This is a genomic window from Achromobacter xylosoxidans, assembly GCF_001457475.1.
GTDB classification, from domain to species: domain Bacteria; phylum Pseudomonadota; class Gammaproteobacteria; order Burkholderiales; family Burkholderiaceae_B; genus Achromobacter; species Achromobacter xylosoxidans.
The window spans coordinates 2,453,130-2,478,504 of sequence record NZ_LN831029.1 but is presented as its reverse complement, the minus strand read 5'-3'; the positions used below and the strand labels follow the sequence as shown (position 1 = coordinate 2,478,504).

Annotated in this window: 28 protein-coding genes; 20 read left to right on the top strand and 8 right to left on the bottom strand. The window is 70.4% G+C overall.

What is annotated here, in order from left to right:
* Positions 1-4: 4 nt before the first annotated feature.
* The 11 genes from AT699_RS11190 to ccmI (AT699_RS11140) all read left to right on the top strand — a co-directional run bounded on the left by AT699_RS11190 (position 5) and on the right by ccmI (AT699_RS11140) (position 8,274).
* Entirely contained in the window at positions 5-481 is a 477-nt protein-coding gene (locus AT699_RS11190; protein WP_006384990.1) for a nitrate reductase cytochrome c-type subunit, read from the top strand.
* 16 nt (positions 482-497) lie between these two features.
* A complete protein-coding gene (locus AT699_RS11185; protein ID WP_006384989.1) occupies positions 498-1,130 on the top strand; it encodes a cytochrome c3 family protein in 633 nt (210 codons plus the stop codon).
* Entirely contained in the window at positions 1,117-1,833 is a 717-nt protein-coding gene (ccmA, locus tag AT699_RS11180) for a heme ABC exporter ATP-binding protein CcmA (protein WP_024068526.1), read from the top strand. The genes AT699_RS11185 and ccmA (AT699_RS11180) overlap by 14 nt, the downstream gene beginning before the upstream one ends.
* A complete protein-coding gene (gene ccmB, locus AT699_RS11175; protein ID WP_006394227.1) occupies positions 1,799-2,464 on the top strand; it encodes a heme exporter protein CcmB in 666 nt (221 codons plus the stop codon). The genes ccmA (AT699_RS11180) and ccmB (AT699_RS11175) overlap by 35 nt, the downstream gene beginning before the upstream one ends.
* Positions 2,465-2,476: 12 nt before the next feature.
* A complete protein-coding gene (ccmC, locus tag AT699_RS11170) occupies positions 2,477-3,250 on the top strand; it encodes a heme ABC transporter permease CcmC (protein ID WP_024068525.1) in 774 nt (257 codons plus the stop codon).
* A complete protein-coding gene (gene ccmD, locus AT699_RS11165) occupies positions 3,247-3,408 on the top strand; it encodes a heme exporter protein CcmD (RefSeq protein ID WP_020927183.1) in 162 nt (53 codons plus the stop codon). Before ccmC (AT699_RS11170) ends, ccmD (AT699_RS11165) begins: the two co-directional genes overlap by 4 nt.
* Positions 3,405-3,860 carry a cytochrome c maturation protein CcmE gene (ccmE, locus tag AT699_RS11160; RefSeq protein WP_024068524.1) on the top strand — a complete coding sequence of 152 codons (456 nt, stop codon included), beginning with the start codon at positions 3,405-3,407 and terminating at the stop codon, positions 3,858-3,860. The genes ccmD (AT699_RS11165) and ccmE (AT699_RS11160) overlap by 4 nt, the downstream gene beginning before the upstream one ends.
* Positions 3,857-5,860, top strand: coding sequence for a heme lyase CcmF/NrfE family subunit (locus tag AT699_RS11155; RefSeq protein ID WP_024068523.1), 2,004 nt, complete (start codon positions 3,857-3,859; stop codon positions 5,858-5,860). The genes ccmE (AT699_RS11160) and AT699_RS11155 overlap by 4 nt, the downstream gene beginning before the upstream one ends.
* A gap of 1 nt (position 5,861) precedes the next feature.
* Positions 5,862-6,383: a DsbE family thiol:disulfide interchange protein gene (locus AT699_RS11150; protein ID WP_024068522.1), complete on the top strand. Its 522-nt coding sequence runs from the start codon at positions 5,862-5,864 to the stop codon at positions 6,381-6,383.
* 95 nt (positions 6,384-6,478) lie between these two features.
* A complete protein-coding gene (locus AT699_RS11145) occupies positions 6,479-6,940 on the top strand; it encodes a cytochrome c-type biogenesis protein (protein ID WP_162270069.1) in 462 nt (153 codons plus the stop codon).
* Positions 6,937-8,274, top strand: a complete 1,338-nt coding sequence (gene ccmI / locus AT699_RS11140) for a c-type cytochrome biogenesis protein CcmI (protein WP_024068520.1) — start codon at positions 6,937-6,939, stop codon at positions 8,272-8,274. The genes AT699_RS11145 and ccmI (AT699_RS11140) overlap by 4 nt, the downstream gene beginning before the upstream one ends.
* Before the next feature lie 59 nt (positions 8,275-8,333).
* Here ccmI (AT699_RS11140) and AT699_RS11135 read toward each other — a convergent pair whose 3' ends face one another.
* From AT699_RS11135 to AT699_RS31480, 8 genes are all read right to left on the bottom strand, one after another.
* On the bottom strand, positions 8,334-11,519 hold the full coding sequence (locus tag AT699_RS11135) for a tetrathionate reductase subunit A (RefSeq protein ID WP_024068519.1): 3,186 nt from the start codon (positions 11,517-11,519) through the stop codon (positions 8,334-8,336).
* Between the two features lie 37 nt (positions 11,520-11,556).
* The gene (gene nrfD, locus AT699_RS11130; protein WP_024068518.1) at positions 11,557-12,591 is read right to left on the bottom strand and encodes an NrfD/PsrC family molybdoenzyme membrane anchor subunit; all 1,035 of its coding nucleotides are present in this window, start codon (positions 12,589-12,591) and stop codon (positions 11,557-11,559) included.
* 13 nt (positions 12,592-12,604) lie between these two features.
* Positions 12,605-13,372, bottom strand: coding sequence for a sulfate reduction electron transfer complex DsrMKJOP subunit DsrO (dsrO, locus tag AT699_RS11125; protein WP_006384797.1), 768 nt, complete (start codon positions 13,370-13,372; stop codon positions 12,605-12,607).
* A 103-nt stretch (positions 13,373-13,475) separates the two neighbouring features.
* The gene (gene torD, locus AT699_RS11120) at positions 13,476-14,147 is read right to left on the bottom strand and encodes a molecular chaperone TorD (protein WP_232063734.1); all 672 of its coding nucleotides are present in this window, start codon (positions 14,145-14,147) and stop codon (positions 13,476-13,478) included.
* 59 nt (positions 14,148-14,206) lie between these two features.
* Positions 14,207-14,446, bottom strand: coding sequence for a hypothetical protein (locus AT699_RS32185; RefSeq protein WP_232254232.1), 240 nt, complete (start codon positions 14,444-14,446; stop codon positions 14,207-14,209).
* Positions 14,362-16,719 (bottom strand): trimethylamine-N-oxide reductase TorA, encoded by a 2,358-nt coding sequence (torA, locus tag AT699_RS11115; protein ID WP_024068516.1) that lies wholly within the window; start codon positions 16,717-16,719, stop codon positions 14,362-14,364. Before torA ends, AT699_RS32185 begins: the two co-directional genes overlap by 85 nt.
* Positions 16,720-16,726: 7 nt before the next feature.
* The gene (gene torC / locus AT699_RS11110; protein WP_006384800.1) at positions 16,727-17,947 is read right to left on the bottom strand and encodes a pentaheme c-type cytochrome TorC; all 1,221 of its coding nucleotides are present in this window, start codon (positions 17,945-17,947) and stop codon (positions 16,727-16,729) included.
* 38 nt (positions 17,948-17,985) lie between these two features.
* Positions 17,986-18,150, bottom strand: coding sequence for a periplasmic nitrate reductase, NapE protein (locus AT699_RS31480; RefSeq protein WP_006384801.1), 165 nt, complete (start codon positions 18,148-18,150; stop codon positions 17,986-17,988).
* A 412-nt stretch (positions 18,151-18,562) separates the two neighbouring features.
* On the opposite strand from AT699_RS31480, the gene ccmA (AT699_RS11105) reads away from it, so the two are divergent.
* The 9 genes from ccmA (AT699_RS11105) to ccmI (AT699_RS11065) are packed head-to-tail and all read left to right on the top strand — an operon-like array spanning position 18,563 to position 25,324.
* Positions 18,563-19,189 carry a cytochrome c biogenesis heme-transporting ATPase CcmA gene (ccmA, locus tag AT699_RS11105; RefSeq protein WP_024068515.1) on the top strand — a complete coding sequence of 209 codons (627 nt, stop codon included), beginning with the start codon at positions 18,563-18,565 and terminating at the stop codon, positions 19,187-19,189.
* Positions 19,186-19,866 (top strand): heme exporter protein CcmB, encoded by a 681-nt coding sequence (ccmB, locus tag AT699_RS11100; RefSeq protein ID WP_058207291.1) that lies wholly within the window; start codon positions 19,186-19,188, stop codon positions 19,864-19,866. The genes ccmA (AT699_RS11105) and ccmB (AT699_RS11100) overlap by 4 nt, the downstream gene beginning before the upstream one ends.
* A gap of 11 nt (positions 19,867-19,877) precedes the next feature.
* The gene (gene ccmC / locus AT699_RS11095) at positions 19,878-20,660 is read left to right on the top strand and encodes a heme ABC transporter permease CcmC (protein ID WP_006384804.1); all 783 of its coding nucleotides are present in this window, start codon (positions 19,878-19,880) and stop codon (positions 20,658-20,660) included.
* Positions 20,657-20,869 (top strand): heme exporter protein CcmD, encoded by a 213-nt coding sequence (gene ccmD / locus AT699_RS11090; protein ID WP_024068513.1) that lies wholly within the window; start codon positions 20,657-20,659, stop codon positions 20,867-20,869. Before ccmC (AT699_RS11095) ends, ccmD (AT699_RS11090) begins: the two co-directional genes overlap by 4 nt.
* The gene (ccmE, locus tag AT699_RS11085; RefSeq protein WP_024068512.1) at positions 20,866-21,315 is read left to right on the top strand and encodes a cytochrome c maturation protein CcmE; all 450 of its coding nucleotides are present in this window, start codon (positions 20,866-20,868) and stop codon (positions 21,313-21,315) included. Before ccmD (AT699_RS11090) ends, ccmE (AT699_RS11085) begins: the two co-directional genes overlap by 4 nt.
* Positions 21,312-23,303, top strand: coding sequence for a heme lyase CcmF/NrfE family subunit (locus AT699_RS11080; RefSeq protein ID WP_024068511.1), 1,992 nt, complete (start codon positions 21,312-21,314; stop codon positions 23,301-23,303). Before ccmE (AT699_RS11085) ends, AT699_RS11080 begins: the two co-directional genes overlap by 4 nt.
* Entirely contained in the window at positions 23,300-23,833 is a 534-nt protein-coding gene (locus tag AT699_RS11075; protein WP_006384807.1) for a DsbE family thiol:disulfide interchange protein, read from the top strand. Before AT699_RS11080 ends, AT699_RS11075 begins: the two co-directional genes overlap by 4 nt.
* Positions 23,823-24,386 (top strand): cytochrome c-type biogenesis protein, encoded by a 564-nt coding sequence (locus AT699_RS11070; protein WP_081247826.1) that lies wholly within the window; start codon positions 23,823-23,825, stop codon positions 24,384-24,386. Before AT699_RS11075 ends, AT699_RS11070 begins: the two co-directional genes overlap by 11 nt.
* Complete coding sequence (gene ccmI / locus AT699_RS11065) at positions 24,383-25,324, top strand: c-type cytochrome biogenesis protein CcmI (protein WP_024068509.1); 942 nt, start codon at positions 24,383-24,385, stop codon at positions 25,322-25,324. Before AT699_RS11070 ends, ccmI (AT699_RS11065) begins: the two co-directional genes overlap by 4 nt.
* Positions 25,325-25,375: the final 51 nt, after the last annotated feature.

Genomic DNA, 25,375 nt, shown 5'->3' with positions numbered 1-25,375 from the left:
AGCCATGAATCGACGCGCCCTCGCTTTCGTATTGTGCGCAGCCTGTAGCATCGCGGCCTGGGCCGCGCCGCCGTTCGAGGTACAGGACCCGATGCGCGGCCCCACGCCCATCGCCGACGAGACCGACCCGCCGCTGATCAGCCCGATCGAGAACAAGGACATCAAGCGGATGCGCACCTATTCGATGCAACCGCCCACCATCCCGCACAGCATCGACGGCTACCAGATCGACAAGAACTTCAACCGCTGCCTGGCCTGCCACGCCCGCGTCAACACCGAGGAGACCCAGGCGCCGCCGCTGAGCGTGACTCACTACATGGATCGCGACAGCAACGTGCTGGCCGAGGTGTCGCCGCGGCGCTACTTCTGCGTGCAGTGCCACGTGCCGCAGGCCGAGGCCAAACCGCTGGTGTCCAACACCTACCAGGACATCGACGTGATCCTCAAGCGCCTGACCGCCCCGGCGTCCGACAAGAAGTAAGGCACGGGGAACCGCCATGGTCAAACTCATCAAGCGCTACTGGAACATCATCCGCCGGCCCAGCGTGCACTTCAGCCTGGGTTTCCTGACGGTGGGCGGCTTCATCGGCGGCATCCTGTTCTGGGGCGCCTTCAACACCGCCATGGAATTCACCAACACCGAGAAGTTCTGCACCGGCTGCCACGAGATGCGCGACAACGTCTACGCCGAACTCAAGGGCACCATCCACTTCACCAACCGCTCGGGCGTGCGCGCCCTGTGTTCCGACTGCCACGTGCCGCACAACTGGACCGACAAGATCGCCCGCAAGATGCAAGCGTCCAAGGAGGTCTGGGGCAAGATCTTCGGCACCATCGACACGCGCGAGAAATTCGTCGACAAGCGGCTGGAGCTGGCCAGGCACGAATGGGCCCGCTTCAAGGCCAACGATTCGCTGGAATGCCGCAACTGCCACAACTACGACTACATGGATTTCACGCGCCAGAGCGTGCGCGCCCAGAACATGCATTCGACCTACCTGGCCGACAAGAGCAAGACCTGCATCGACTGCCACAAGGGCATCGCCCACAAGCTGCCCAACATTCCGCCCGGCGAACTGTCGTCGGTGCCCGGCCTGAACGGAACGGAAAGCCCGCATGCGGCCCGCTGATCCACCCTTCGCCGCCCTGGCCGGCGCCGGGGCGGACAGCGCCAACGCCGCGGCGGACGCCGGCCTGCGCGCGCTCGGTCTGGTCGGCCGGCGCGGCGCGGCGGCCCCCATCGACCTGGCGCTGGCTCCCGGCCAGCTGCTGCGGGTGCGCGGCGCCAACGGCAGCGGCAAGACCAGCCTGTTGCGCATGCTGGCCGGCCTGCTGCGGCCGCTGGCGGGCGGCGTGCAATGGCGCGGCCGCGACATCCGCCGCGATCCGGCCGCCTACTATGCGCAGATGGCGTTCCTGTCGCACGGCAACGGGCTGTGCGGCGAACTGAGCGCGGCCGACAACCTGCGCTATGCGCTGGCGATCGCCGGCGCGCCCGCGGTCGACGCCGGCCCGGCGCTGCGCGCCTGGCGCCTGCAGGCCTGCGCCGACCAGCCGGCGGCGCGCCTGTCGCAAGGCCAGGGCCGACGGCTGGCGCTGGCCGCCACGGTGCTGGCGCGCAAGCCGCTGTGGCTGCTGGACGAGCCCGACGCGGGGCTGGACGCCGCCAGCCTCGCGCTGCTGGACCAGGCGCTGGCCGCGCACCTGGCCGGCGGCGGCCTGGCCGTGGTGGCCTCGCACCGCCCCCCGGACCTGGCCTTGGCCGACACGCAAACCCTGGACATGGACGACTACGCCGATGCTGGCAACGCTGTGGCAGTTGGCGCGCCGTGAACTGCGGCTGGCCTGGAGGCGGCCGGCGGAAACGCTGGGCGCGACGCTGTTCTTCGTGGTGGCGGGTTCGCTGTTCCCGCTGGCCATCGGCCCCGACCCGGCGCTGCTGGCTGCCATTGGCCCGGGCGTGCTGTGGGTCTGCGCCCTGCTCGGCATCCTGCTGACGCTGCAACGCCCCTTCGCCCAGGACTACGACAACGGCGCGCTGGAGCAGCTGCTGGTGTCGCCGCACCCCCTGCCCGTGCTGGTGGCCACCAAGCTGGCCGCGCACTGGTTCAGCAGCTGCCTGCCGCTGATCCTGGCCAGCCCGGTGCTGGCGCTGCAGTTCGGCCTGACGCCGGGCGCCATCGGCGTGCTGGCGTTGTCGCTGCTGCTGGGCACGCCGACGCTGGCGCTGGTCGGCGGGCTGGGCGCGGCGCTGACGCTGGGCCTGCGCGGCGGCGCGCTGCTGCCGCTGCTGGTGCTGCCGCTGTACGTGCCGGTGCTGATCTTCGGCAGCGGCGCGGTGGCGGCCGTCCACGCCGGCCTGGGCGCCGGTCCGCAATTGTCGTTGCTGGGCGCCGGCCTGTGCCTGGCGCTGCTGCTGTGCCCGTGGAGCGCCTCGGCCGCGCTGCGCGTGGCGTTGGACTGAGGACCGGCCATCATGCATTCGCCCCCGCATCTCACCCTGCTGCCGACCCCGCCCGCGCGTCCCGGCTGGCTGCGCTACGCCGCGCCGCAGCGCTTCTATCCTCTGGCCGGCAGGCTGATCCCGTGGCTGGGGCTGGCCGCGGCGCTGTTCGCCGCCGCCGGCCTCTACGTGGGCCTGGTCAAGGCCCCGGTCGACAGCCAGCAGGGCGAGGTCTACCGCATCCTCTTCATCCACGTGGCGGCGGCCTGGATGTCGATGTTCCTGTACCTGGTGATGGCGCTGTACGCCGCGCTCGGCCTGATCCTGCAGACGCGGCTGTCGTTCATGATGATGCGGGCGCTGGCGCCCACCGGTGCCCTGTTCACGTTCCTGACGCTGTGGACCGGCGCGCTGTGGGGCAAGCCGACCTGGGGCGCCTGGTGGGTGTGGGACGCGCGCCTGACCTCGGAACTGATCCTGCTGTTCCTGTACCTGGGCTTCATGGCGCTGCAGGCGGCCAGCGACGATCCGCGCCGCGGCGACCGCGGCGGCGCCATCCTGCTGCTGGCCGGCGTGGTCAACGTGCCCATCATCTATTTCTCGGTGCGCTGGTGGAGCACGCTGCACCAGGGCGCCTCGATCAACCTGACCACCGCCCCCAGCATGGCCCGCGTCATGCTGGCGGCCATGCTGCTGATGGTGGCGGCGTTCTGGCTGTACAGCGCGGCCGCGTCGCTGGCGCGGGTGCGCGGCATCATCGCCGAACGCGAGCCGGCCTCGGCCGAACCGCCCCGGGAGCGCCGATGAGCTGGGACGCGCTGTTCTCGTTGCAGGGCCATGGCCCCTACCTGCTGGGCGCCTACGGCGTCACACTCGCCCTGATTGCCTGGGAAGCCGGCACGCTGTGGCGCCGGGCGCGGGCGCGCCGCCGCGCCGCCCGCCTGCGCGCCGGGGACGGCCGATGAGCCCGCGCCGGCGCCGCGTGCTGGCGCTGCTGGGCGGCCTGGGCCTGCTGGCCGCGGCCGTCGCGCTGGTGCTCAATGCGCTGCAATCGAACCTGGTGTTCTTCTTCACGCCAACCCAGGTGGCGGCGCGCGAGGCGCCCGCCAGCGGCAGTTTCCGCGTCGGCGGACTGGTGCAGGAAGGCTCGGTTCAACGCGATGGCCTGCGGCTGCGCTTCATCGTCACCGACACCGCGCACGCGGTTCCCGTCACCTACCAGGGCCTGCTGCCCGACCTGTTCCGCGAGGGCAAGGGCGTGGTGGCCGCCGGCAAGCTCGACGCCGACGGCGTGCTCCATGCATCGGAGGTGCTGGCCAAGCACGACGAGAACTACATGCCGCCCGAGGCCGCCGACGCGCTCAAGCGGGCCGCCGCTGGCGCCACCAGCAACACGGCGCGGGCGGACGCGCGATGATCCCGGAGATCGGCCTTTTCAGCCTGATCCTGGCGCTGCTGGCGGCGCTGGTGCAAGGCACGCTGCCGCTGGTCGGCGCCGCCACGGCCTGGCGGCCGGGCATGGCGGTGGCGAGGCCGGCGGCCGTGGCGCAGTTCGGCCTGGCCACCGTGGCCATGGGCTGCCTGGCCTGGTCGTTCCTGCAAAACGACTATTCGGTGCTGTACGTGGCGGCCAACTCGCACGCCGACCTGCCCGCCGCCTACCGCTTCGCTGCTGTCTGGGGCGGCCACGAAGGCTCGCTGCTGCTGTGGCTGTACCTGCTCAGCGCCTGGACCCTGGCGGTGGCGCTGCGCAGCGCGCGCCTGCCGCCGGCCTTCGTCGCCCGGGTGCTGGCGGTGATGGGCTGGATCAGCGCCGGCTTCCTGCTGTTCCTGCTGTTCCTGTCCAATCCCTTCGAACGCCTGATGCCGCCGGCCATGGCCGGCCGTGATCTCAACCCGCTGCTGCAGGACCCGGGCATGATCGTGCACCCGCCCATGCTGTACATGGGCTATGTCGGCTTCTCGGTGGCGTTCGCCTTCGCCATCGCGGCGCTGCTGTCGGGCGAGCTGGACGCCCTGTGGGCGCGCTGGGTGCGGCCGTGGACGCTGGCGGCCTGGACCTTCCTGACCATCGGCATCCTGCTCGGCAGCGCCTGGGCCTACTACGTGCTGGGCTGGGGCGGCTGGTGGTTCTGGGACCCGGTCGAGAACGCCTCCTTCATGCCGTGGCTGGCGGGCACCGCGCTGATCCATTCGCTCATCGTCACCGAGCGGCGCGGCGCCTTCCGCAGCTGGACGGTGCTGCTGGCCATCTGCGCGTTCTCGCTCAGCCTGCTGGGTACCTTCCTGGTGCGCTCCGGCGTGCTGACCTCGGTGCACGCCTTCGCGGTCGATCCGGGCCGCGGCCTGTACATCCTGGGTTTCATGACCCTGGTGGTCGGCGGCTCGCTCGCGCTGTACGCCTGGCGCGCGCCCAAGGTCGGCCTGGGCGGCGGTTTCGCCCTGCTGTCGCGCGAATCGCTGCTGCTGGCCAACAACGTGGTGCTGACCGTGGCGGCCGCCTCGGTGCTGCTGGGCACGCTGTATCCAGTGGTGCTGGACGTGCTGGACTGGGGCAAGATCTCGATCGGCCCGCCCTACTTCGAGGCCGTGTTCGTGCCGCTGATGACGCCGGCCATCTTCCTGATGGGCGTCGGCCCGGTGGCGCGCTGGAAGCAGGCCAAGGTGCCCGAGCTGGGCCGGCGCCTGGGCATCGCGTTCGCGGTCAGCGTGGCCACGGCGGTGCTGCTGCCGCTGGCCATGCCCGGCCCGGCGCGGCTGGGCTCGCCGCTGGTGGTCCTGGGCCTGTGGCTGGCGGCCTGGTCGGTCGCCAGCGCGGCGGCGCACGCCTGGCAGCGCCTGACCGACGGCGACGGCCACTGGCCGCGGCGGCTGGCGCGCCAGCCGCGCGCCTGGTACGGCATGCTGCTGGCCCACGCCGGCATCGGCGTCTTCATCGCCGGCGCCACCCTGGCCAACGGCTACGAGGTCAAGCAGGAACTGCGGCTGGAGCTGGGCGCCGAGCAGGAGGCTGGCGGCTACCGCTTCACCTTCACCGCGCTGGCGCCCGCCAGCGGCCCCAACTACAGCGCGCAGCGCGCCGAGTTCCGCGTCACCCGCGCCGACGGCCAGCCCGTGACCACGCTGTACCCGGAAAAGCGCCACTACACGGTGCAGGACATGCCGCTGAGCCAGGCCGCGATCGACAGCGGTTTCTCCCGCGACCTGTTCGTGGCGCTGGGCGAACCGGCCGGCGCCACGGCCTGGACGGTGCGCATCCAGGTCAAGCCGTTCATGGCGTGGATCTGGTCGGGCTGCCTGCTGATGGCGCTCGGCGGCCTGCTGGCGGCGGGCGACAGGCGCTACCGCCAGGAAACGGTGCGCGCGCCCCATCCCCGCGCCGGCGCCATGCCGGCCGCCTCGCGCGAGGGCTACTGACATGCTGCGCTACCTGGTGCCGCTCGCCGTCTTCCTGGCCATGGCCGTCTTCCTGGCCATGGGCCTGTCGCGCGATCCGCGCGCCGTGCCCTCGGCCATGATCGACAAGCCCGCTCCCGCCATCGGCCTGCCGCTGCTGCAGGCGCCGGGCGAGCGGCTGGAGGTGCAATCGATGCGCGGCAAGGTCTGGCTGCTGAACGTGTGGGCCTCGTGGTGCGCGCCGTGCCGCGAGGAATTGCCGGTGCTGCGGGAAGTTGCGCAGCGCCACGGCGTGCCGCTGTACGGCCTGAACTACAAGGACAAGCCGGAAGACGCGCGTGCCTGGCTGGCACGCCATGGCAATCCGTACCAGGCCTCCGCCAGCGACGTCGACGGCCGCGTCGGCATCGAATACGGTGTGTACGGCGTGCCCGAGACCTTCGTCATCGATGGCGCCGGCCGTATCCGCTACCGGCAACTGGGCCTGATCACGCCGGAGATCTGGCGCACGCGGTTGCAACCGATGATCGAGGCGCTGCAATGAGGCAGCGGCCAACCCCTCGCGCTGGCGCCTGGCGCCCGCCTCGATCTCCCGGCAAGACCGGCGGCCGGGCCGCGGGACGCCCTGGCCGCCGCCCGTTGCGCTGGTTGGCCGCGCCCTTGCTGGCGCTGTGGCTGGCGGCGTGGCTGGCCGCGCCGGTCCAGGCCCAGTCGCCGTTTCCCCCGCTGCCACCCGCGCTGGAGCAACGCGCCGAACGACTGGCGCACGGCCTGCGCTGCCTGGTGTGCCAGAACCAGTCGCTGGCCGAATCCAACGCGCCGCTGGCGCACGACATGCGCAACCTGATCCGCAGCCAGCTGGCCGAAGGCCGCAGCGACGCCCAGATCATGCGTTTCTTCGAAGACCGCTACGGCGATTTCGTGCGCTACGAGCCGCCCTTCAAGCCGATCACCTGGCTGCTGTGGCTCGGCCCGTTCGCGCTGCTGGCGCTGGGCTTCGCGGTGCTGTGGCGCACCGTGGCGCGACGGCCCCGCAGCCGCGCGCCGCTGACCGCCGATGAACGCGCCCGCGCGGCCCGCTACCTGGATACCGGATCATGACGCCGCTCTGGCTTGCCGTGCTGGGCTTGCTGCTGGCCACCCTGCTGTGCCTGGTGCCGCCGCTGTTGCGGCGCCCGCCACCGACGCGCGACGACGCGGCCGACAGCGGCCTGCGCGCCTTCTATCTGGCGCAGCGCGAACAATTGCGGCGCGACCAGCGCGACGGCGCCCTGAGCGCCGAGGCGGCCATGCGCGCCGACGAGGAACTGCAACGCGACCTGCTGCAGGACCTGGCCCAACGCCACCCCGGCCGCGCGGCGGTCGGCGGCCAACGCGCCGGCATCGCCGCCGCCTGCCTGCTGAGCCTGGCGCTGCCGCTGGCGGCGGCCCTGCTCTACAACCACCTGGGCAACCCGCGCGCCGCCGCCAGCGCCGCCACGGCCGTCACCGCCGAACCCCATGCCGGCGACGACGGCGACACCATGGCGCTGGCCATCAACGCGCTGGCCCAGCGCCTGCGCGCCACGCCCGACGACGCCGACGGCTGGTACACGCTGGCGCGCTCCTACGAAACGCTGGGCCGCTACGGCGACGCGGCCGCCGCCTATCGCGAAGTGCTGCGGCTGGTCCCGGCGCAGCCGCAGGTGCTGGCCGACCTGGCGGACGCGCTGCTATCGGCCAACCAGGGCGCGCCGGACGCCGCCTCGATCGCGGCGGTGGCGCAGGCGCTGGCCGCCAATCCGGACCAGCCCAAGGCCCTGGCGCTGGCCGGCATGATGGCCCTGCGCCGTGGCGACGCCGCCCAGGCGCTGGAATACTGGCAACGCCTGCAGGCGCTGCTGCCGCCGGACTCCGAAGCCGCGCGCCAGATCGAATCCAATATCGCGCAGGCGCGCGCGGTCGCATCGGCAAGCGGCGCGCCGCCTGCGACGCCAGGCCGGATGCCCGGCCAGATGCCCGGCCAAACCCAGGCAGCGGCAATGGCAGCCGCGCAATCCTCGCCCCCGCAAACGTCCGCCGCCAAGCCGCCCGCGAGCCAGACCGCCGCCCCGGGCAGCGTCAGCGGCCAGGCGCGCATCGCGCCCGCCTTGATGGCCCAGGTGCAAGCGACCGACACGGTCTTCATCCTGGCGCGCCCCGCCTCGGGGTCGCGCATGCCGCTGGCCGTGTTGCGGCTGCGCGCCGCCGATCTGCCGCGCGCCTTCACGCTCGACGACAGCAATGCCATGTCGCCGCAGGCGCTGCTGTCCAGCGCCGGCCGCGTGCGCGTCGAGATCCGCGTCAGCCGCTCGGGCACGGCCATGCCGCAGCCCGGCGACCTGGGCGGCACGCCGGTGGAAACCGACGTGCCTGCCGGCGGGCTGGAACTGGTGGCCGACACCGTGCTGCGCTAGCGCGCCGGGGCCGCTCGCCGCCGCCAGCGGCGGCGTCGTCCCGGCATCACCGCGCGGCCTCAGGCCCGCTCGATGCGCGCCGGCAACCCTTGCCGCACCGCCGCGCCCGAGACCCAGTCGATCCAGACGTTGGCATGATCGCCGCGCGTCGCGTCGCCGAAGCCCAGGTCGTTCAGGTTCACGCCCGCCGCCAGCGCCGGATCGTGCGGCATCGGCTTGCCATCGACCAGGTGGGCGCGCGCGCCCAGTTCGGTGTGGCCATAGCCGTGCTCGATGCCGACCGCGCCCGGCTGGATGCCGTCGCGCAGCAGCGCCAGCCCGGTCACCGCGCCGCCCGGCGTGACGATGCGCACCCGATCGCCGTTGCGCAGGCCCAGCCGCTCGCCGTCCTGCCGATTGATCGACACCGGATTGTGCGGATGCACCTGGCGCAGCCGGTCCACGCCGATCGACATCGAACTCATCAGGTTGGACTTGAACGAACTCAACAGGAACGGCCAGTCCGCCCGCGGATACTGCTGGCGCACGTCGCGTCCGTCGGCCAGCCGCGCCGGATACCAGGTGGGGCAGCCGCTGTAGCGCTCGCCCGTCATGGCATGGCGGAACCCGGCCAATTCCTCGCTCCACACCTGCAAGGGCTTGGCCCAGGCCTGGCGGGTCTGGCCGGCATCGGTCCAGGCGTCGCGCACGCGATCGAAACGTCCGCCGCGGCTCATCACCATGGCCACGCGGCGCCACTCCTCGGGCTTGAGCTTGCCTTGCAGCGCATCGCGGTAGCGCGCCACGCCGGTCAGCTCAAGATCGTCGTCGCTGGCCTCGGGCACCGGCCGCCCGGCGCCGAAGGCGATGTTGGCGATGCCGCGCAGGAAGAAATCCTCGGCCGTGTCCAGCGGATAGTGGTTGCCGTCCGCATCGGCGATGGCGTTGGCGCCGAAGCCCGGCATGCCGATGCGCTTGGCGCAGGCGATCAGGAACGACTCCAGGCACACCGGGGCGCCGTCGGCGGTGCGCGCCACGCGGGGTTCGACCGCCGGCCAGCGCACCGTCGACGCCTTGGCCACCACGTCGGCCCACGGCGCCGACACGCCCCAGCTTTCGTAGGTGACGGTGTCGGGAACGATGTAGTCGGCCAGCGCGTTGGTCTCGTTGATGAACGGATTGATCGACACCGCCAGCGGCAGGATCTTCGGGTCCTTCAGCTTGTCCAGCAGCACGTTCCTGAACCCGGCAATGCCGTAGATCGGGTTGCTCATGTGGTTGAACCAGACCTTGGCGCGATACGGATAGCCCGCCAGCGCCGACGCCAGCATCTCGGAGCTCAGGCCGCCCGTGGCCGGATACCAGGGTGCGGCGGCCGGATAGACCGGCTGGCCGGCGGCCTGCTTGCGCTTGAACTCGCTCGACTTCTCGTACGGAAAGCGGTTGCGCGACAGGGCCACGCCCTTGGGCGTGGCGCGGTTGACGAAGCCCGCGATGTTGTAGCGCGGCCCGGCGCCGTAGGGCGGGAACGGGCCGGCGTCCAGCACCAGGCCGCCCTCGACGTTGAGGTTGCCCACCAGCGTGTTGAGCATGGCGATGGCGTAGGCGGTGTAGAAGCCCGCGCCGCTCATGGTGCCGCCATGCGCATCCGCCACCGCGCGCTTGCCGTGGCTGGTGAAGCGCTCGGCCAGTTCGGCGATCTTGGCCGCCGGCACGCCGCACAGGGCGGCGTATTCGTCCAGCGACTTGCGATGCGCCTCCTGGCGCAGCAGCGACAGCGCGCTGCACACGCGCAGCGCGGCCGGCGCGACCCCCAGGCCCGGCGCCGCCACCGCCTCGTCCACGAACAGCGTGGCAGGCATGGCGCCGGTATGCGGCGCCAGCGTGCCGTCCTCCAGGCGCACCACGTACACGTCTTCCCACTTTTCACCGGCATCGGCCGGCTTGGCCCAGCCCAGGTCGGCGCCGCGCAGGAAACTGCCCTGGCGCGGATGGCCGGGCTCGGCGATCACCAGGTGCGTGGCGTTGGTCCATGCCGCCTCGCCCGCCGCCTTCATGGCCGCCGGGCCGGGCTGCGCCAGCGCGCGCGCGTCGAAGCGCTCGTGGTCCAGGATCCAGCGGATCAGGCCCATCGCCAGCGCCAGGTCGCTGGCCGGATTGACCGGCACCCATTCATTGCCCGAGCCGGCCGACAGGCTGGAGGACGCGGGCAGCATCGGCGACACCACCACATAGGTGAAGCCGGCCTCCTCGGGCCGGGTGCGGGCCTCGGCCAGCTGGCGCGCCTGGCGCTGGAACGGGTTGCCGGCCTGCGCCGGCGCCGCGCCGATGAACAGGCCGAAGCGGGCGTTGTCCCAATCCGGCTTGCCGTGCGGCATGCCCTTCAGGTCGCCCAGCGCCGCGCCCGCGCCGACGCGGAAGCTCTGCCCGCAATAAGAACCATGGTTGCTGAAATTGACGGTGCCGAACGACTGGCCGGCAAAGCGCTGGATGAGCGGCGTGCGGCCTTCGTTGGAGGCATCGGTGAACAGGAACTGGTTGACCTTGGCGCCGTACTCCGGATTGGCCGGATCCAGCGGCGTGTCGCGGTCGAAGATGGCGCGCAGGCCATCGACGTGGCCCTCGCCGAACAGGTCGCCGCCTTCGCACACCTCCTGCACCAACTGCTCGAAGGAAATCGTCTGCCACTTGCCTTCGCCGCGGCCGCCGACGCGCTTGAGCGGCTGGAGCACGCGGTACGGGCTGTGCATCTGCTCCAGCATGGCCGAACCGCGCGCACAGGACGTGGCGCGGCCTTCCAGGCCGTTGTCGCCGCCCAGTTGCGCGTAGGTCTCGCGCACCGGCGCGTCCATCGCGGCCGGGCGCGTGGTGGCCAGCGGGTGATACGGGTTGCCGGCCACCCGCAGGATGCGGTTGGCCTTGGTATCGACGCGCAGCCGCACGCCGCACTGCGTCCAGCAGCCCAGGCAGCTGGAGGGGCTGACGGTCTGGCCCGGCTGGGTCGACAGCAGGCCCGTGACCGGGTCGATGCGGAATTCGGGCGTCAGCGAATTGCCGCGCACCGCATGCGCGGTGGGCACGCCGGCGGTGCCCTGCGCCAGGCCCTTGACGGCCTTGGCGACGGTCTCGCCGTAGCCGGCCGCGAAGGCGGCCATGCCGCCGGCGACCACGCCGCCGCGCGCGATCAGCTTGCGGCGCGCGGCGTTGTCGGGTTGATCGGGCCCGTCGGCATGGGCGGGGATATCGTCTTGGTGAGGCTTGTCCATGGTCATCTCGATGCGAATTCTTGTCGGGCCGGCGGCATCAGGCCGCCAGGCCGCGGGTGCGGGCCGGGAACAGTTCCAGCGCATAGGTCACGGCGGCCACCAGCGCGACGCACAGGCCCAGCACGCCGATCATGCCGAGCAGACCGTCGCTGCCCCAGGGCATGTCGTACAGGTACAGGCCGGCGCCGTACTTGGGCACGCCCTGCACGCTCATGAACACGACCCAGCGGAAGATCCACGCAGCCGCCAGCATGGTCAGCGCCAGCGCGGCCGACGGCAACGGCGCCGCCAGGGTGCGCGGCGCGCGCTGCAGCAGCGCGATCATGCAGAACGCGGTGGCCACGGCGCCGGCCAGGCTGGCGCGCCACACGGGGAACTCGCCGAACAGCCGCAACGCCGCGTCGAACGAGGCATCCACGCCCAGCAGTCCCAGCAGGATCCAGGCGCCCGCGCCGATGGCCATCATCACCACCGACGTCACGCCGAGGCGGCGCAGCAGCTCGACGGGCAAGGCCGCCATGCCGCCGGGCAGCCAGCGCCCCACCAGGAACATCGCCCCCAGCGCGCCCAGCCAGGCGGTCAGCGCGAAGTTCAGCGGCAGGAACGGCGTGTGCCACAGCGGACGGGCGCGCAGCACCATGACCTCGGCCCCGGTGTAGACCAGGATCGACACGGCCGACAGCGCCAACGCCAGCGCCAGCAGGCGCACCCAGACCATGCGCCCCCACCACCAGGCGGCGCAGAACAGCACGGCCAGCCCGGTGAAGACCGGCAGCAGCAGCGCCCCCAGCCACATCCACGACCACGGCGTGAGCCGGGTATAGAAGTGCCAGAAGCGGCCCGGCTGGTGCAGGTCGGCCAGCAGCGAGACCGGCGCGGCAATGGCGCACACCAGCAGCACGGTCACGGCGGCCGGCAGCAACCGGCGGGCCGGCGATCCCGCCTCGCCAAAGGCGGCGCCGGCGGCCGTCAGCGCGGCGGTGGCGGCGATGCCGATAAGAAAGAAATACTGCACCGCCCAGGGCAGCCAGGCGGCGTCGTAGACCGGGGTCAACAATTCGGTGATCTGCATGAGGCTCCCCTTCTCAATGGCCGCCGGCCAGGCGCACGCCGGCCTGGCCGTCGATGTGGTGCACGAAGGCATCGGGCAGGCCGATGTAATAGACGTGGGGATCGGTCTTCATCTCGGGCTTGAGCACCTTGATGTCGGCGCGATGCTCGGCCATCAGCCGCGAGATCGCGCTGTCGGGGTCGTTCAGGTCGCCGATGATGCGCGCGCCGCCCACGCAGCTTTCGACACAGGCCGGCAGCAGGCCGGCTTCGAGCCGGTGCTCGCAGAAGGTGCACTTGTCGGCGGTCTGGGTGTCGTGATTGATGAAACGGGCGTCGTACGGACAGGCCTGCACGCAATAGCCGCAGCCGACGCAGCGCTCGTTGTCGACCAGCACGATGCCGTCCTCGCGCTGGAAGGTGGCCTGCACCGGGCAGACGGGCACGCAGGGCGGGTTGTCGCAGTGGTTGCACAGGCGCGGCAGCATCACCATGGCGCAGGGGCTGCCGTTGTCGGGCTGGACTTCGTATTGCAGGACGGTGGTGCGGAACTGGCCGACGGGCGGCAGGTTTTCCAGCGAACAGCTGACCGTACAGGACTGGCAGCCGATGCATTTGCGCAGGTCGACCAACATGCCGTAGCGCTTGCCGGGAATGCCGGGACGACGGGGAGGTTGCTGGTTGATGCCGGTGCCGGCTTCGGCACGGATGGGGATGATGGTGGCCGCGGCGCTCAGGCCGAGCAGGTTCTTCAGGAAACCGCGTTTGCCCGGGAGGGGGACTTCGGGTGGGGGGTGAGGCACAGACTTCTCCGCGAATTATGTCGTTGTGCCATTAACTTATCGCTTTTGGTTATATAGAGAGTTGATGCCGATCAATAGGGGACGGGTTTATTTAAGACCTTTCTTACCCCCCTGCCTCGAAAGACCGCAGGTAGTCCCGATCCAGGTGAAGAAACGCGACCAGCAGCCCCGCGACCGCCGGATAGAAGCGGAACGCCAGGGTGTCCACGCCGTCCACCAGGGCCTGCCAGTGCGCGACCCAGGGCATCAGCGCGGCGTCCAGATAGGCCGCCTGCTCCCCCGCGCAGGCGGCGACGTCATTCGCCCGCCCGCCCTCCCGGCTCCAGCGCGCCAGCGCCGCCAGGATGACGGCAATGTGGTCTTCGGGCTCCTTGAACTGCGCGTCCAGCCGCAACTGGCTGGACTCCAGGAACGCGCGCATCAGCCGCGCCGGCTCGCCGTACAGCTGCCCACCTTCCTCCAGGTAATGCGAGGCGTAGGGAATGGGCGCCGCCCGCCCCTCCAGCAGGAACAGCGCGGCGAAGTCGGCCGCGTTTTCCAACGGCGCGTCGGGGTGCCCCGCCCATGCCTTGAACACGGCGGCCACAGCATCGGCCTGCCGGCCAAGCCCAAGCGCCTTGAACACCGCCAGCAAATGATCGGCGCCGCCGCCCTGGCACAAGGCCATGGCGCCGGGTTCCATTTCCCTGGCAAAAACGGTGGAAAACCACCCATACAGCTGCGAACGCAGCTGGCAGGCCGCGCCCCAGTCAGGGTCGGATAATGCAAGGTTCAACGCATGCTCCATGAAATCACAGGATCCACACCGGTCGGCGTTCCGCGCCGGCCGAGGCCTCAATGCCGGGCCAGTGCCTTGCCATCGATATCCACCTCGGTCGGGCCGCCGAACGCGGTCACCGGTGGCGCCACGCCCTTGTACGGTTCGATTTCCACCAGGCAGGTGTTGGGGCTTGGCCCCTGCGCCAGCTCGGAGGTGCCGACGTCCAGCGTCAGCGTGTTGGGATCGCCATAGGTGTCCAGCGCGCCGATCTCCGGCCCGGTCGGCCCATACCAGGCGCCCTCCTGGATGCGCACCACCCCGGGGGGAAGTTGGCCGAAAGCGACGCGCCGGCCAGCAATTGCCCACGGTCGTTGAACACCCGCACCAGGTCGCCATGCTTGATGCCGCGCTGACGGGCATCGTCGGGATTGAGGTAGACCGGTTCGCGCCCCTGGATGGTGTAGGTGGCGCGCCGCGAGGGCGATTCGCAGGTTTGTGAATGCAGGCGGGTATCCGGATGCGCCGACTGCAGCCAGAGCGGGAATTTGTCCGATCGCGGACCGTTGTGGGAGCGTTCGGCCTTTTCCATCCAGACCGGATGCCCTTTGCAATCGCGGTAGCCAAAGCCGGCAATCTTGCGGCTGTAGATCTCGATGAACCCGGACGGCGTGCCCAGCGCGTTGACCTCGGGGTCTTCGCGGAAATCGGCGTGGCGCACCCACGGTTTGCCCTCCGGGAACAGCACGTAGCCCTGCTCCCAGAATTGCGCGAACGGCAGCATGTCGAAGCCCTTGCCGGCATTTTCCTTGCGGCAATCCTCGTACAGCGACTCGACCCACTGCATCTCGTTCATGTTGCGCGTGTATTCCACGTCGCGTCCCATGCGCTTGCAGAAGTCCGTCCAGATATCGAAGTCCGAGCGCGAGTGGTACAGCGGATCGACCAGTTTGTGCATGGCGATCACGCCGCGGTTCGAATAGGAACCGTAAGCGTCGATATCATTGCGCTCGTAGGGGGTGCAGGCCGGCAGCACGATATCGGCGAAGCGGCAGGTGGCGGTCCAGTTGTAGTCGATGGCCACCACCGTTTCCAGCTTCTGGTACGCGCGCTTCATGCGATTGCGGTCCTGTTGCCGGTGCCACTGGTTGCAGCCCGAGAAGATCGCCACCTTGTACGGCGGCAGCTTGACCTTGTGGCCATTGAAGTTGATTTCCTTGCCCGGTTCCAGCAAGGCGTCGATCACCCGCGACACCGGCACGACGGCGCTGTACCCCTGGTAGTCGTCGTTCTCGTGCCGGGGTTTGCGGCCGGTATCCAGGTTCAGCGGAAACGCGCCCGGCATCGACGCGCCCGAGGCCGACACGCCCACCGAACTGTAGTGGTGCGAATAACTGATGCCGCCGCCGGGCAGGCCGATCTGGCCCAGCATTGCGGCCAGGATCGCGCCCATCCAGTAAGGCTGCTCGCCATGCTGTTGGCGCTGGATCGCCCAACCGAACATCAGCTGCGTGCGATTGGCCGCCATCAGGCGCGCCAGCTCGCGGATGCGCTGCGCCGGCACGCCGCAGATCGACGCGGCCCATTCCGGGGTACGTTCGATCTTGTCCTCGGTCTTGCCCTCGACGTAGGCGATGAACTCGTCGAAGCCGACCGCATAGGTCTCGAGGAACTTAGCGTCGTACAGGTTCTCTTTCCACAAGGTGTGGGCAATGCCCAGCATGAAGGCCACGTCGGTCAGCGGATTGACGTACTGGTGCTCGCAGTCCAGGTAGTTGCGCGTCTTGCTTTTCACCGGATCGACGCAGATCACCGTGATTTCACGCTTCGCGACCTTCTGCCTGAGCTGCTCGAAATAGGCATAGGCCTCGTGCGTTTCGGTGTTCCAGCCGACCTGCAGGTTCTTGATCGGATCGCTGGCCCAGAACACCAGCACCCGCGTTTCCTTGAGGATGATGTCCCAGGACGTGCCCTGCGAATACACCTCGGTCGAACCCAGCACGTAGGGCAGGATGGTCTGGCCGGCCCCGGTCGAGTAGTCGCCCGCGGTGCCGACGCTATAGCCGTGCATGCCCATGGCGCGCAGCATGTGGTTGCCGCAGCTGTGCATCAGCCCCACCGAGCGCCAGCCGACGTTGCCCACATGCAGCGCCCAGGGGCCATGGTCGCGCTGCACCCGCTCGAGCTCGTCGTAGACCAGGTCCAGCGCCTCATCCCAGCCGACCCGGATGAAGCGGTTGTCGCCGCGCAGCGCCTGGCCCGCGGCGCCGCGCTTGCGATACCAGTCGAGCCGCACCATCGGATAGCGCACCCGCGAGGCGCTGTACAGCACGTCCAGCGTGCCATCGAGGATCGGCGTCGGATGCTTGTCGAACTCGAAAGGCTTGATTTCCACGACGCGGCCGGCCACGACCCGGGCGCGGAATGCGCCCCAGTGCGCGCCGGAGAACCGCCAGCGGCCCGGGCCGGCGTCCTCATCGCCAAGCGTGGCGGCGCGCAGCACGCGGCCATTGCGCAACAGCGGCGGCACCACCATGGAGCCCAGCGAGGCGGCGACACCACCCAGGAAACGACGACGGGAGAGTTTCATGTCTTTCTCAGTGGGCCGCGGCCACACTGTCCTTTGCAGCAAAATCGGAGGAATGCAGTTGCAGGTATTTCAGGACCAGCTTGGCGGTCTGGTCGTCCATGTTGGTGAAGCCGACCATGCCGCCGAACAGCCCGGGCCATTGGTTGGCGTCGTGCGAGGCCTCGTTCGGCTGCCGGTGGCAGACGCTGCAGCTCTGCGAATAGCTCTTCCTGGCCGCCGTCCAGATCGGCGCGACGTCAGCCACCAGGCCGCCGCCGCGCAGCCAGACCGTGGCGGCGATCTTCTGCCATTGCAGGCCGGTCACATCGTCGATCCGGCTTTCGATGACATGGACCACGCCGTCGTCGCGCGACACCTCCTGGCTCAGCACGGCGCTGGTGATGTTCAGGCCGAACTGGCCGTACAGCACCCGGGCGTAACCCTTGTTCTTCCTCCAGAGTTGCAATTCGACCTGCACCGCGTCCTTTTTCTTCTGCAGCACCTTCACGCCGGTGGCGATCTCGATGGCGCCGATCTCGCGGTCCAGGCCCTCGTCCGCGTAGATCGGCTGCGGCATGACGCTGTAGTACTCGCGGCCGGCGTCGATGGCCGCGCCGCGTGCGTCGGCCGTGAGCGCCGCCAGCGCCGGGTTGCCCTGTGACTTGACCTCGGGCAATCGGTGCGCGATGCCCTTGTGGCAGTCGACGCAACTGGCATTGCGCTCGGCCGCGCCGTGCATCGTGGTCTGCGAGGTCACCCGCATCTTGTCGAAATCCATGCTGGCGTAATCGTGGCAGTTGCGGCATTCCTTGGAATTGTTGGCCTTGAAGCGGGCCCACTCGCGCGTGGCCAGCACGATGCGGTGTTCCTGGAATTTCTCGGGCGTGCCGATCGTGCCCATCAGGTGTCCCAGCACTTCGCGCGAGGCCTGCATCTTGCGCGCGACCTTCGAGGTGAAGTCATGCGGCACGTGGCAGTCCGGACAGTGGGCGCGCACGCCCGAACGGTTTTTCCAATGCACGCTCTGCTGCAGTTCCGGCAGCACGGTGTCGCGCATCGAGTGGCAGGAAATACAGAACGCCTCGGTGTTGGTGGCGTTCATGCCGGTGTTGAACAGCGCCAGGAACGTGACGCCGCCCAGGAACCCGCCGATGACCAGCACGCCCAGGCCGATGCGGGTGGCGGGGCGCAGCAACAGCGCGCCCATCCATTGGATGATGGACTTGGCGATCTTGAAGGGATTTTTCATGTCGGTGGCTCAGGCTGCGTTTTTCTCGGACGGCGCATTCATGTCGGCGGCCCCCAGAACAGGATTTGACCGAACCAGACGATGAATCCGTACACGCAGATCATCAGAAACGCCACGACGGGACACGCTACAAAGGCCAGCGACAGGAACTTTGCCCACTCGGCCCCACCACCATTGCTGCTGTGCTTGGGTTTGCTTTTCACGGAGTACAACTATTTGGATATGAACGGCTACTACGTCGAACCGCGCCGCGGCACAAGCAAGGCCGGCGGTCCCCGCGAGGGCCGTTGGCGGTTCGATGCCTTTTCATGATCGACGCGCGGCCGGCCCCCGCATGTTGATCTCCGTCAAGCGCCGCGGGTAACACGCGCCATCGCGCCCATTACTCAGACCGATCTGAAGCCACGGCCCGCCAGCGCTCGAAAACGCATACGGTCGCGTGGCGATCGGCGCCATGATGCGGCCAACGGTAAACGCGTCCGACATAAATCCAAATGCGCCACGGCCACGCAAAACCGCGGCCTGGATTCATTAATATCCCATCCCGTTGTCGGCTTCGCGCCGCCCTTGATGCAGCGGGGATTGTTGTCATGAGTATCTGGATGGGCGCCGGCCATGCTTGAAGCGGAAGGGCTCACCTGTTCGAAAGGAACCCGTCTGCTGTTCGAAGACGTGTCGTTCCAGCTGCGCGCCGGGCAATTGCTGCGCGTGACCGCACCCAACGGCCATGGCAAGACCAGCCTGCTGCGCATCCTGTGCGGCCTGGCGCGCGCCGACGCCGGCACGGTGTGCTGGCGCGGGGCCGACATCCACCGCCTGGGGCCGGGCTACCGTCAGCACCTGCTCTACCTGGGCCATGCCGACGCCCTCGCCGATTCCCTCACCCCCCTCGAGAACCTGCGCTTCCTGTGCCAGGCCCAGGCCGATGCCGTCAGCACGGCAGCCTGTCGCGACGCCCTCTGCCGGATGGACCTGGCGGCGCTGCTGGACCTGCCGGCGCGTGTGCTGTCGCGCGGCCAGCGGCGCCGCGTGATGCTGGCGCGGCTGTCGCTGCGCCCGGCGCGGCCGCTGTGGATCCTGGACGAACCCTTCAACCTGCTCGACGCGGCCACGGTGGCGGCGCTGACACGGACGCTGGCAAGCCATTGCGACAACGGCGGACGCGTCCTGCTGACCACGCACCAGGAGGTTGCCTTCGACCGGCCGGTGCGCACCCTCGACCTTGGCCCGCACACGCCATGACGTGGCAGGACAGCCCCTTCTTCGCCGTCCTGCGGCGCGACCTGCTGCTGCTTGGCCGCGGCCGGGCCGACGCCATTGTCTCGCTGCTTTTCTTCGTGCTGGTCGCCTGCCTGTTCCCGCTGGGCGTGGGCGCCGATGCGTCCTTGCTGCGCACGCTCGGACCCGGCGTTCTATGGGTCGCCGCGCTGCTCGCCACGCTGCTGTCGCAGCATCGACTGTTCGCGCAGGACCACGCCGACGGCACGCTCGAACAACTGCTGCTTTCGCCGGGCGCCGCCACGCTCTGGGTGCTGGCCAAGATCACGGCGCACTGGATCGGAACCGGTCTGCCTTTGGTGGCCGTGGCGCCCCTCATGGGCCTGCTGTTTGACCTGGGTCAGTGTTCGCGCCGGACCCTGTCGCTATCTTTCGCGCTGGGAACGCCGGTACTGGCCCTGGTCGGCGCGATCGGCGCCGCGCTGGCCCTCGGGATGCGCGGCGGCGGCGTGCTGCAGGCCCTGTTGCTGCTGCCCTGGTTCGTGCCGGTGCTGATCTTCGGCGCGGGCTCCGTGTCCGCCTGCGCCACGGGCCAGCCGCCCACGACCGCGTTCCTGCTGCTTGGCGGCGCGCTGCTGGCGGCGCTGGCGCTGGCCCCGCCCGCCTGTGTCCTGGCGCTGCGCTTCGCCGTCGAAGAATGAAGATGCCTTCCATGCCCACTCCCCCCGCCCGCCACGCCACCCGCCTGCTGCGGTTCGCCGCGCCGCAAGCCTTCTATCCGCTGGCGGGCAGGCTGGTTCCCTGGTGCGCCGGACTCGCGATCGTGCTTGGCGCCTGCGCCCTGGCGATCGGCTTTTTCGTCGCGCCCACCGACGCCACGCAGGGCGAGGTCTACCGCATCATTTTCATCCACGTCGCGGCCGCGTGGATGTCGCTGTTCATCTATCTTCTGATGGCGTTCTGGTCCGCGCTCGGCCTGGTCCTGCGCACCCGCCTGTCGTTCATCATGGCGCGCGCGCTGGCTCCCACCGGCGCGCTGTTCTGCTTCGTCGCGCTCTGGAGCGGCGCGCTGTGGGGCCGGCCCACCTGGGGCGCCTGGTGGGTCTGGGACGCGCGGCTCACCTCGCAACTGATCCTGGGGTTCCTGTACCTGGGTTACCTGGCGCTGACCGCCCTGACCGTCGATCCCCATCGCGGCGACCGCGCCGGGGCGCTGGTGGCGCTGGTGGGCGCCATCAACGTCCCCATCATCTATTTCTCGGTGTCATGGTGGAGCACGCTGCACCAGGGCGCTTCGGTCAGCCTGACGCGCGCGCCGTCCATGGCGGCGACCATGCTGGCCGCCATGCTGTTGATGGCGCTGGCCGCGTGGGCCTACACCGCCGCCGTCGCGCTGGCGCGCGCGCGCGTCATGGTGCTGGAACGGGAATGGCCGGCCGGCTGGGTGCGCGACCTGGCGCGCCGCGAGGCCGCAACACGCAAGGAGCCGGCATGATGCACTGGGAATCCTGGGCCGCGTTCTGGCACATGGGCGGGCGCGCCGGCTACGTCTGGGGCAGCTATGGCGCGCTGGCCCTGCTGGTGCTGGCCGAATGCGCGTCGCTGGCGCGGCGGCGCCGCCGCGCGCTGCGACGCCTGGCCGCGCTCGATCGCGCCAGCCGCCCGGCGGCCAGGCGGCAACGGCGGGACGCGGAACCGGCATGACGACACCCCGCCGCCGGCGCCTGCTCCTGCTGCTCTGTGCGGTCGCGCTGTTGAGCGCGGCGGCCGCCCTGATCCTGACGGCCATGCGCCAGAACCTGGTGTTCTTCCACACGCCCAGTGAAATCGCGCGCGGCGAGGCGCCGCGACAGCGGCTGTTCCGCGTCGGCGGCATGGTGCTGGCCGGCTCGCTGCAACGCGAGGCCGACGGCCTGGGCGTGCGCTTCATCGTCACCGACACCGCCCACGAGGTGCCCGTGGTGTATCGCGGCGCCCTGCCCGACCTGTTCCGCGAAGGCACGGGCGTGGTGGCCCAGGGCACGCTGGACGCCGACGGCGTGTTCACCGCCACCAGCGTGCTGGCCCGCCATGACGAGAACTACACGCCGATCGAAGCGCGCGACGCCATCGAGCGCGCCCACGATGCCGGCAGGACGGTACAGCCATGATCGCCGAGGTCGGCCACTTTTCCCTGATGCTCGGCTTCGCGCTGGCGCTGGCGCAGGCCATCGTGCCGCTGTATGGCGCCTGGCGCGGCCGCGCGGCGCTGATGGCGGTCGGCCGCGCTGCCGCGCGCGGGCAACTGCTGTTCGTGCTGTTGTCATACGCCTGCCTGCACCTGCTGTTCATCGCCAATGATTTCTCCGTGCGGCTGGTGGCGGACAACAGCCACACCCGCACGCCGCTGATCTACCGCATCACCGCGGTCTGGGGCAACCACGAGGGCTCCATGCTGCTGTGGATCGTCTCGCTGTCGCTCTGGACGGCGGCGGTGACGCGCTGGAGCCGCGGGCTGCCGGAGGCCTTCACGGCGCGGGTCCTGGGCGTGCTGGGCACGGTCAGCGCGGGATTCACCGCCTTCACGCTGCTGACCTCCAACCCCTTTTCCCGCCTGTTGCCCGCGGCGCCGGAAGGCCGCGACCTCAACCCGCTGTTGCAGGACCCCGGCATGATCATCCACCCGCCCTTGCTGTACCTGGGCTACGTGGGCTTCAGCATCGCCTTCGCCTTCGCCATCGCGGCCCTGATGACGGGGCGCCTGGACGCCGCCTGGGCGCGCTGGTCGCGGCCCTGGACCGTGGCCGCGTGGGTCCTGCTGACCGCCGGCATCGCGGTGGGATCGAGCTGGGCCTATTACGAGCTGGGCTGGGGCGGCTGGTGGTTCTGGGATCCGGTCGAGAACGCCTCGTTCATGCCGTGGCTGCTGGGCACCGCGCTGATCCATTCGCTGGCCGTGACGGAAAAGCGCGGCGCGTTCCGCGGCTGGACCGTGCTGCTGGCGATCGGCACCTTCTCGCTGTCGCTGCTGGGCACGTTCCTGGTGCGGTCCGGCGTCGTCACCTCGGTACATGCCTTCGCCACCGACCCGGCGCGCGGCCTGTTCATCCTGTGCCTGCTGGCGGCGGTGGTCGGCGCATCGCTGCTGCTGTACGCCTGGCGCGCGCCGCGGCTGCAGGGTGGCGGCCGCTTCGAGCTCGTGTCGCGCGACGCCGCCTTGCTGGCCAACAACGCGCTGCTGTCGGTGGCCTGCGCGGCGGTCCTGCTCGGCACCCTGTATCCGTTATTGCTCGACGCCCTGGGCCTCGGCAAGATTTCGGTCGGCCCGCCCTACTTCGACACTACCTTCGTGCCGTTGATGACGCCAGTGCTCATCCTGCTGGTGCCCGGCGCCCTGGCGCGCTGGAAGGCCGACACCTGGCAACGGCTGGGGCGCCGCCTGCGGCCGGCCACGCTCGCCAGCGTGCTGCTGGGCCCGGCGCTGGGCTACGGGCTCGGACACTTCACCTGGCGCACCTGCCTGGGCCTGTCGCTGGCGGCCTGGATCGTGCTGGGCAGCCTGCAATTGCTGGGCGAGCGCCTGCGCGGCGGCGGCCGGGCCGGCATCGCCACCCGCCTGCGCGGCATTCCCGGAAGCTGGTGGGGCATGTGGCTGGCCCATCTCGGCCTGGGCGTGTTCATCATCGGCGTCACCATGGTCAACAGCTTCCAGTCGCAACTGGACGTGCGCATGCTGCCCGGCCAGACCGCCCGCCTGGCCGGGTACACCTTCACCTTTGGCGGCGTGGAGCAGGTCGCCGGTCCCAACTGGATCGCCGCGCGCGCCACCCTCGATGTCGCGCGCGGCGGCAAGCACGTCGCCACGCTGCGACCCGAGACCCGCCGCTACGTGGCGCAGGCGATGCCAATGACGCAGTCGGCCATTGACGTCGGCCCCTTGCGCGACCTCTACACCGCCCTGGGCGAAGGCCTGCCCGACGGCAGCTGGATCGTGAACCTGTTCCACAAGCCGTTCATCAGCTGGATCTGGGCCGGCTGCGCGTTGATGATGCTGGGAGGCCTGGCCGCCGCCGGCGACCGCCGTTATCGCAAGCAGGCGTCGCGGCGCGACGCCGCGCCCCCGCAACACACCCGGCGACCGCACAGCGAACAGCCATGAAACTCCGATCCCTCCTGCCCCTGCTGTTGTTCATCGGCCTGACGGCCCTGCTCGCCATTGGCCTGGGGCTGGACCCACGCGAGCTGCCCTCGCCCTTGCTGCGTCGGCCCGCGCCGCCTTTCACGCTGGCGCGGCTGGACGCGCCCGGACGCCAGTTCGGGCTGGACGACATGCGCGGCCAGGTCTGGCTGCTCAACGTCTGGGCCAGCTGGTGCGTCGCCTGCCGCGCCGAACACCCCGTGCTGCTGCGCGCCGCCCGCGAAGGCCGCATCGCCATCGTCGGGCTGGACTACAAGGACGAAGACAGCGCCGCCCGCGAATGGCTGGCGCGCCTGGGCGACCCCTACACCGCCACGGTGGTCGACCCCGGCGGCAAACTCGGCATCGACTATGGCGTGTACGGCGTGCCCGAGACCTTTCTCATCGACGCCCAAGGCGTGATCCGCTACAAGCACGTCGGGCCGGTCACGCAGGACGTGCTCGACAACATCCTGATCCCCCGGGCGCGGGAGGCGCTGAATGAACCCTGACATCCTCCGCGCGCCCCGCCCCGCGCCCCGGCGCGCCGCCTTGGCCGCCGGCTTGCGCGCGGCCTGCGGCGGCGTCGCGCTGGCGCTGGCCATCGCGGCCCGCGCCACGGCCGGCGAGGCGCCCGCCGCCGCGCCCGACCCGGCCCTGGAAGCGCGCGTCCAGGCCTTCACGCGCGACCTGCGCTGCCTGGTGTGCCAGAACGAATCGCTGGCGGACTCGCGCGCGCCGCTGGCACGCGACCTGCGCGACGAAGTGCGCCGCCTGTTCCAGGCGGGCCAGGACGATACCCAGGTGCGCCAGTTCCTGGTGTCGCGGTATGGCGACTACGTGCTCTATCGCCCCCCGCTGAAAACCCGCACCGCGCTGCTCTGGATCGGGCCCGGCGTGCTGCTTGCCGGCGCCATGGGCGGCCTGCTGTGGCGCTTGCGACGCCATGCCCGCACGCCGGAGCCGCCCCTGCCTGCGCCACAAGCGCAAGCGGCCCGGGCCCTGCTGGCCGACCTCTCGGAAGACGCCGGTCCGTCCGCTGCCGGCGGGGAGCGCGCTCCGTGACCCTGTTCTGGCTCCTCGCGGCCGGCATGGTCGCCGTCGCCCTGCTGTTCGTGCTGCCGCCCCTGCTGGCGCCGGGGGCCACCGGCCGCCGCGACGGCCCGCCCCAGGCGCAGGCATCCCTGGCGGTATTGCGCGAACAACTGGCGCAATTGCAGGCCGACCAGGCCTGCGGGCGCATCGCCCCGGACCAGTATGCCCAGGCGCTCGCGGAGATCGAGCGGCGCGCCCTGCGCGAAGGCTGCGCAGCGCCAGATCCCCTGGATACCCGGCCCGCGCCGCGCTGGGCCCTGGCCGTGGCCCTGGGACTGGGCGCGATCAGCGTCGGCCTGTATGCCGTGCTTGGCACGCCGTCGGCCCTGGCGCCGGCGCACGCCAGCCTGGACGCGGCGATCCCCGCCAGCGTCGACCACGACGCCAACGATCCCATGGCCGACCGGCTGGCCGGCTTGATCCAACACCTGCAAGCCCATCCGGACGACGCCGCGGCCTGGACGACATTGGCCCACACCTACGCAACGCTGGGAGATTTCGCCGACGGCGCGGCAACCTGGGCGCGCATCGGCGCCCGGGCGCCGCAAGATCCCGGCGTATTGGCGGAGTGGGCCGACCTCCTGGCCACGGCGGCGGACGGCGATTTTTCCGGCGAACCCGACCGCCTGATCGCCCTGCTGCTGACGCTCGCGCCCGACGACGTGAAAGGCCTGGCCCTGGCCGGCACCAGCGCATTTTTCCGGGGCGACTTCCAGCGGGCCATTGACGACTGGGAGCGCCTGCTGCCCCTGGTCGACCCCGACGGTCCCGTCCACGAGCAGGTCCAGGCCAGCCTGGCGCAGGCCCGCCGGGCGGCCGGTCTTGCGGCGGCGCCCGGCGCCGCAGGCGCCGCCTTCCTGCCAGCCCCCCCGATCGTAGGCGCTGAAGGTCGCGGCCGGCAGGACTGACCGGCCGCCTCGCGCACGGCCAAGCCCCGCTCGTATTCCGCTTTTCACATT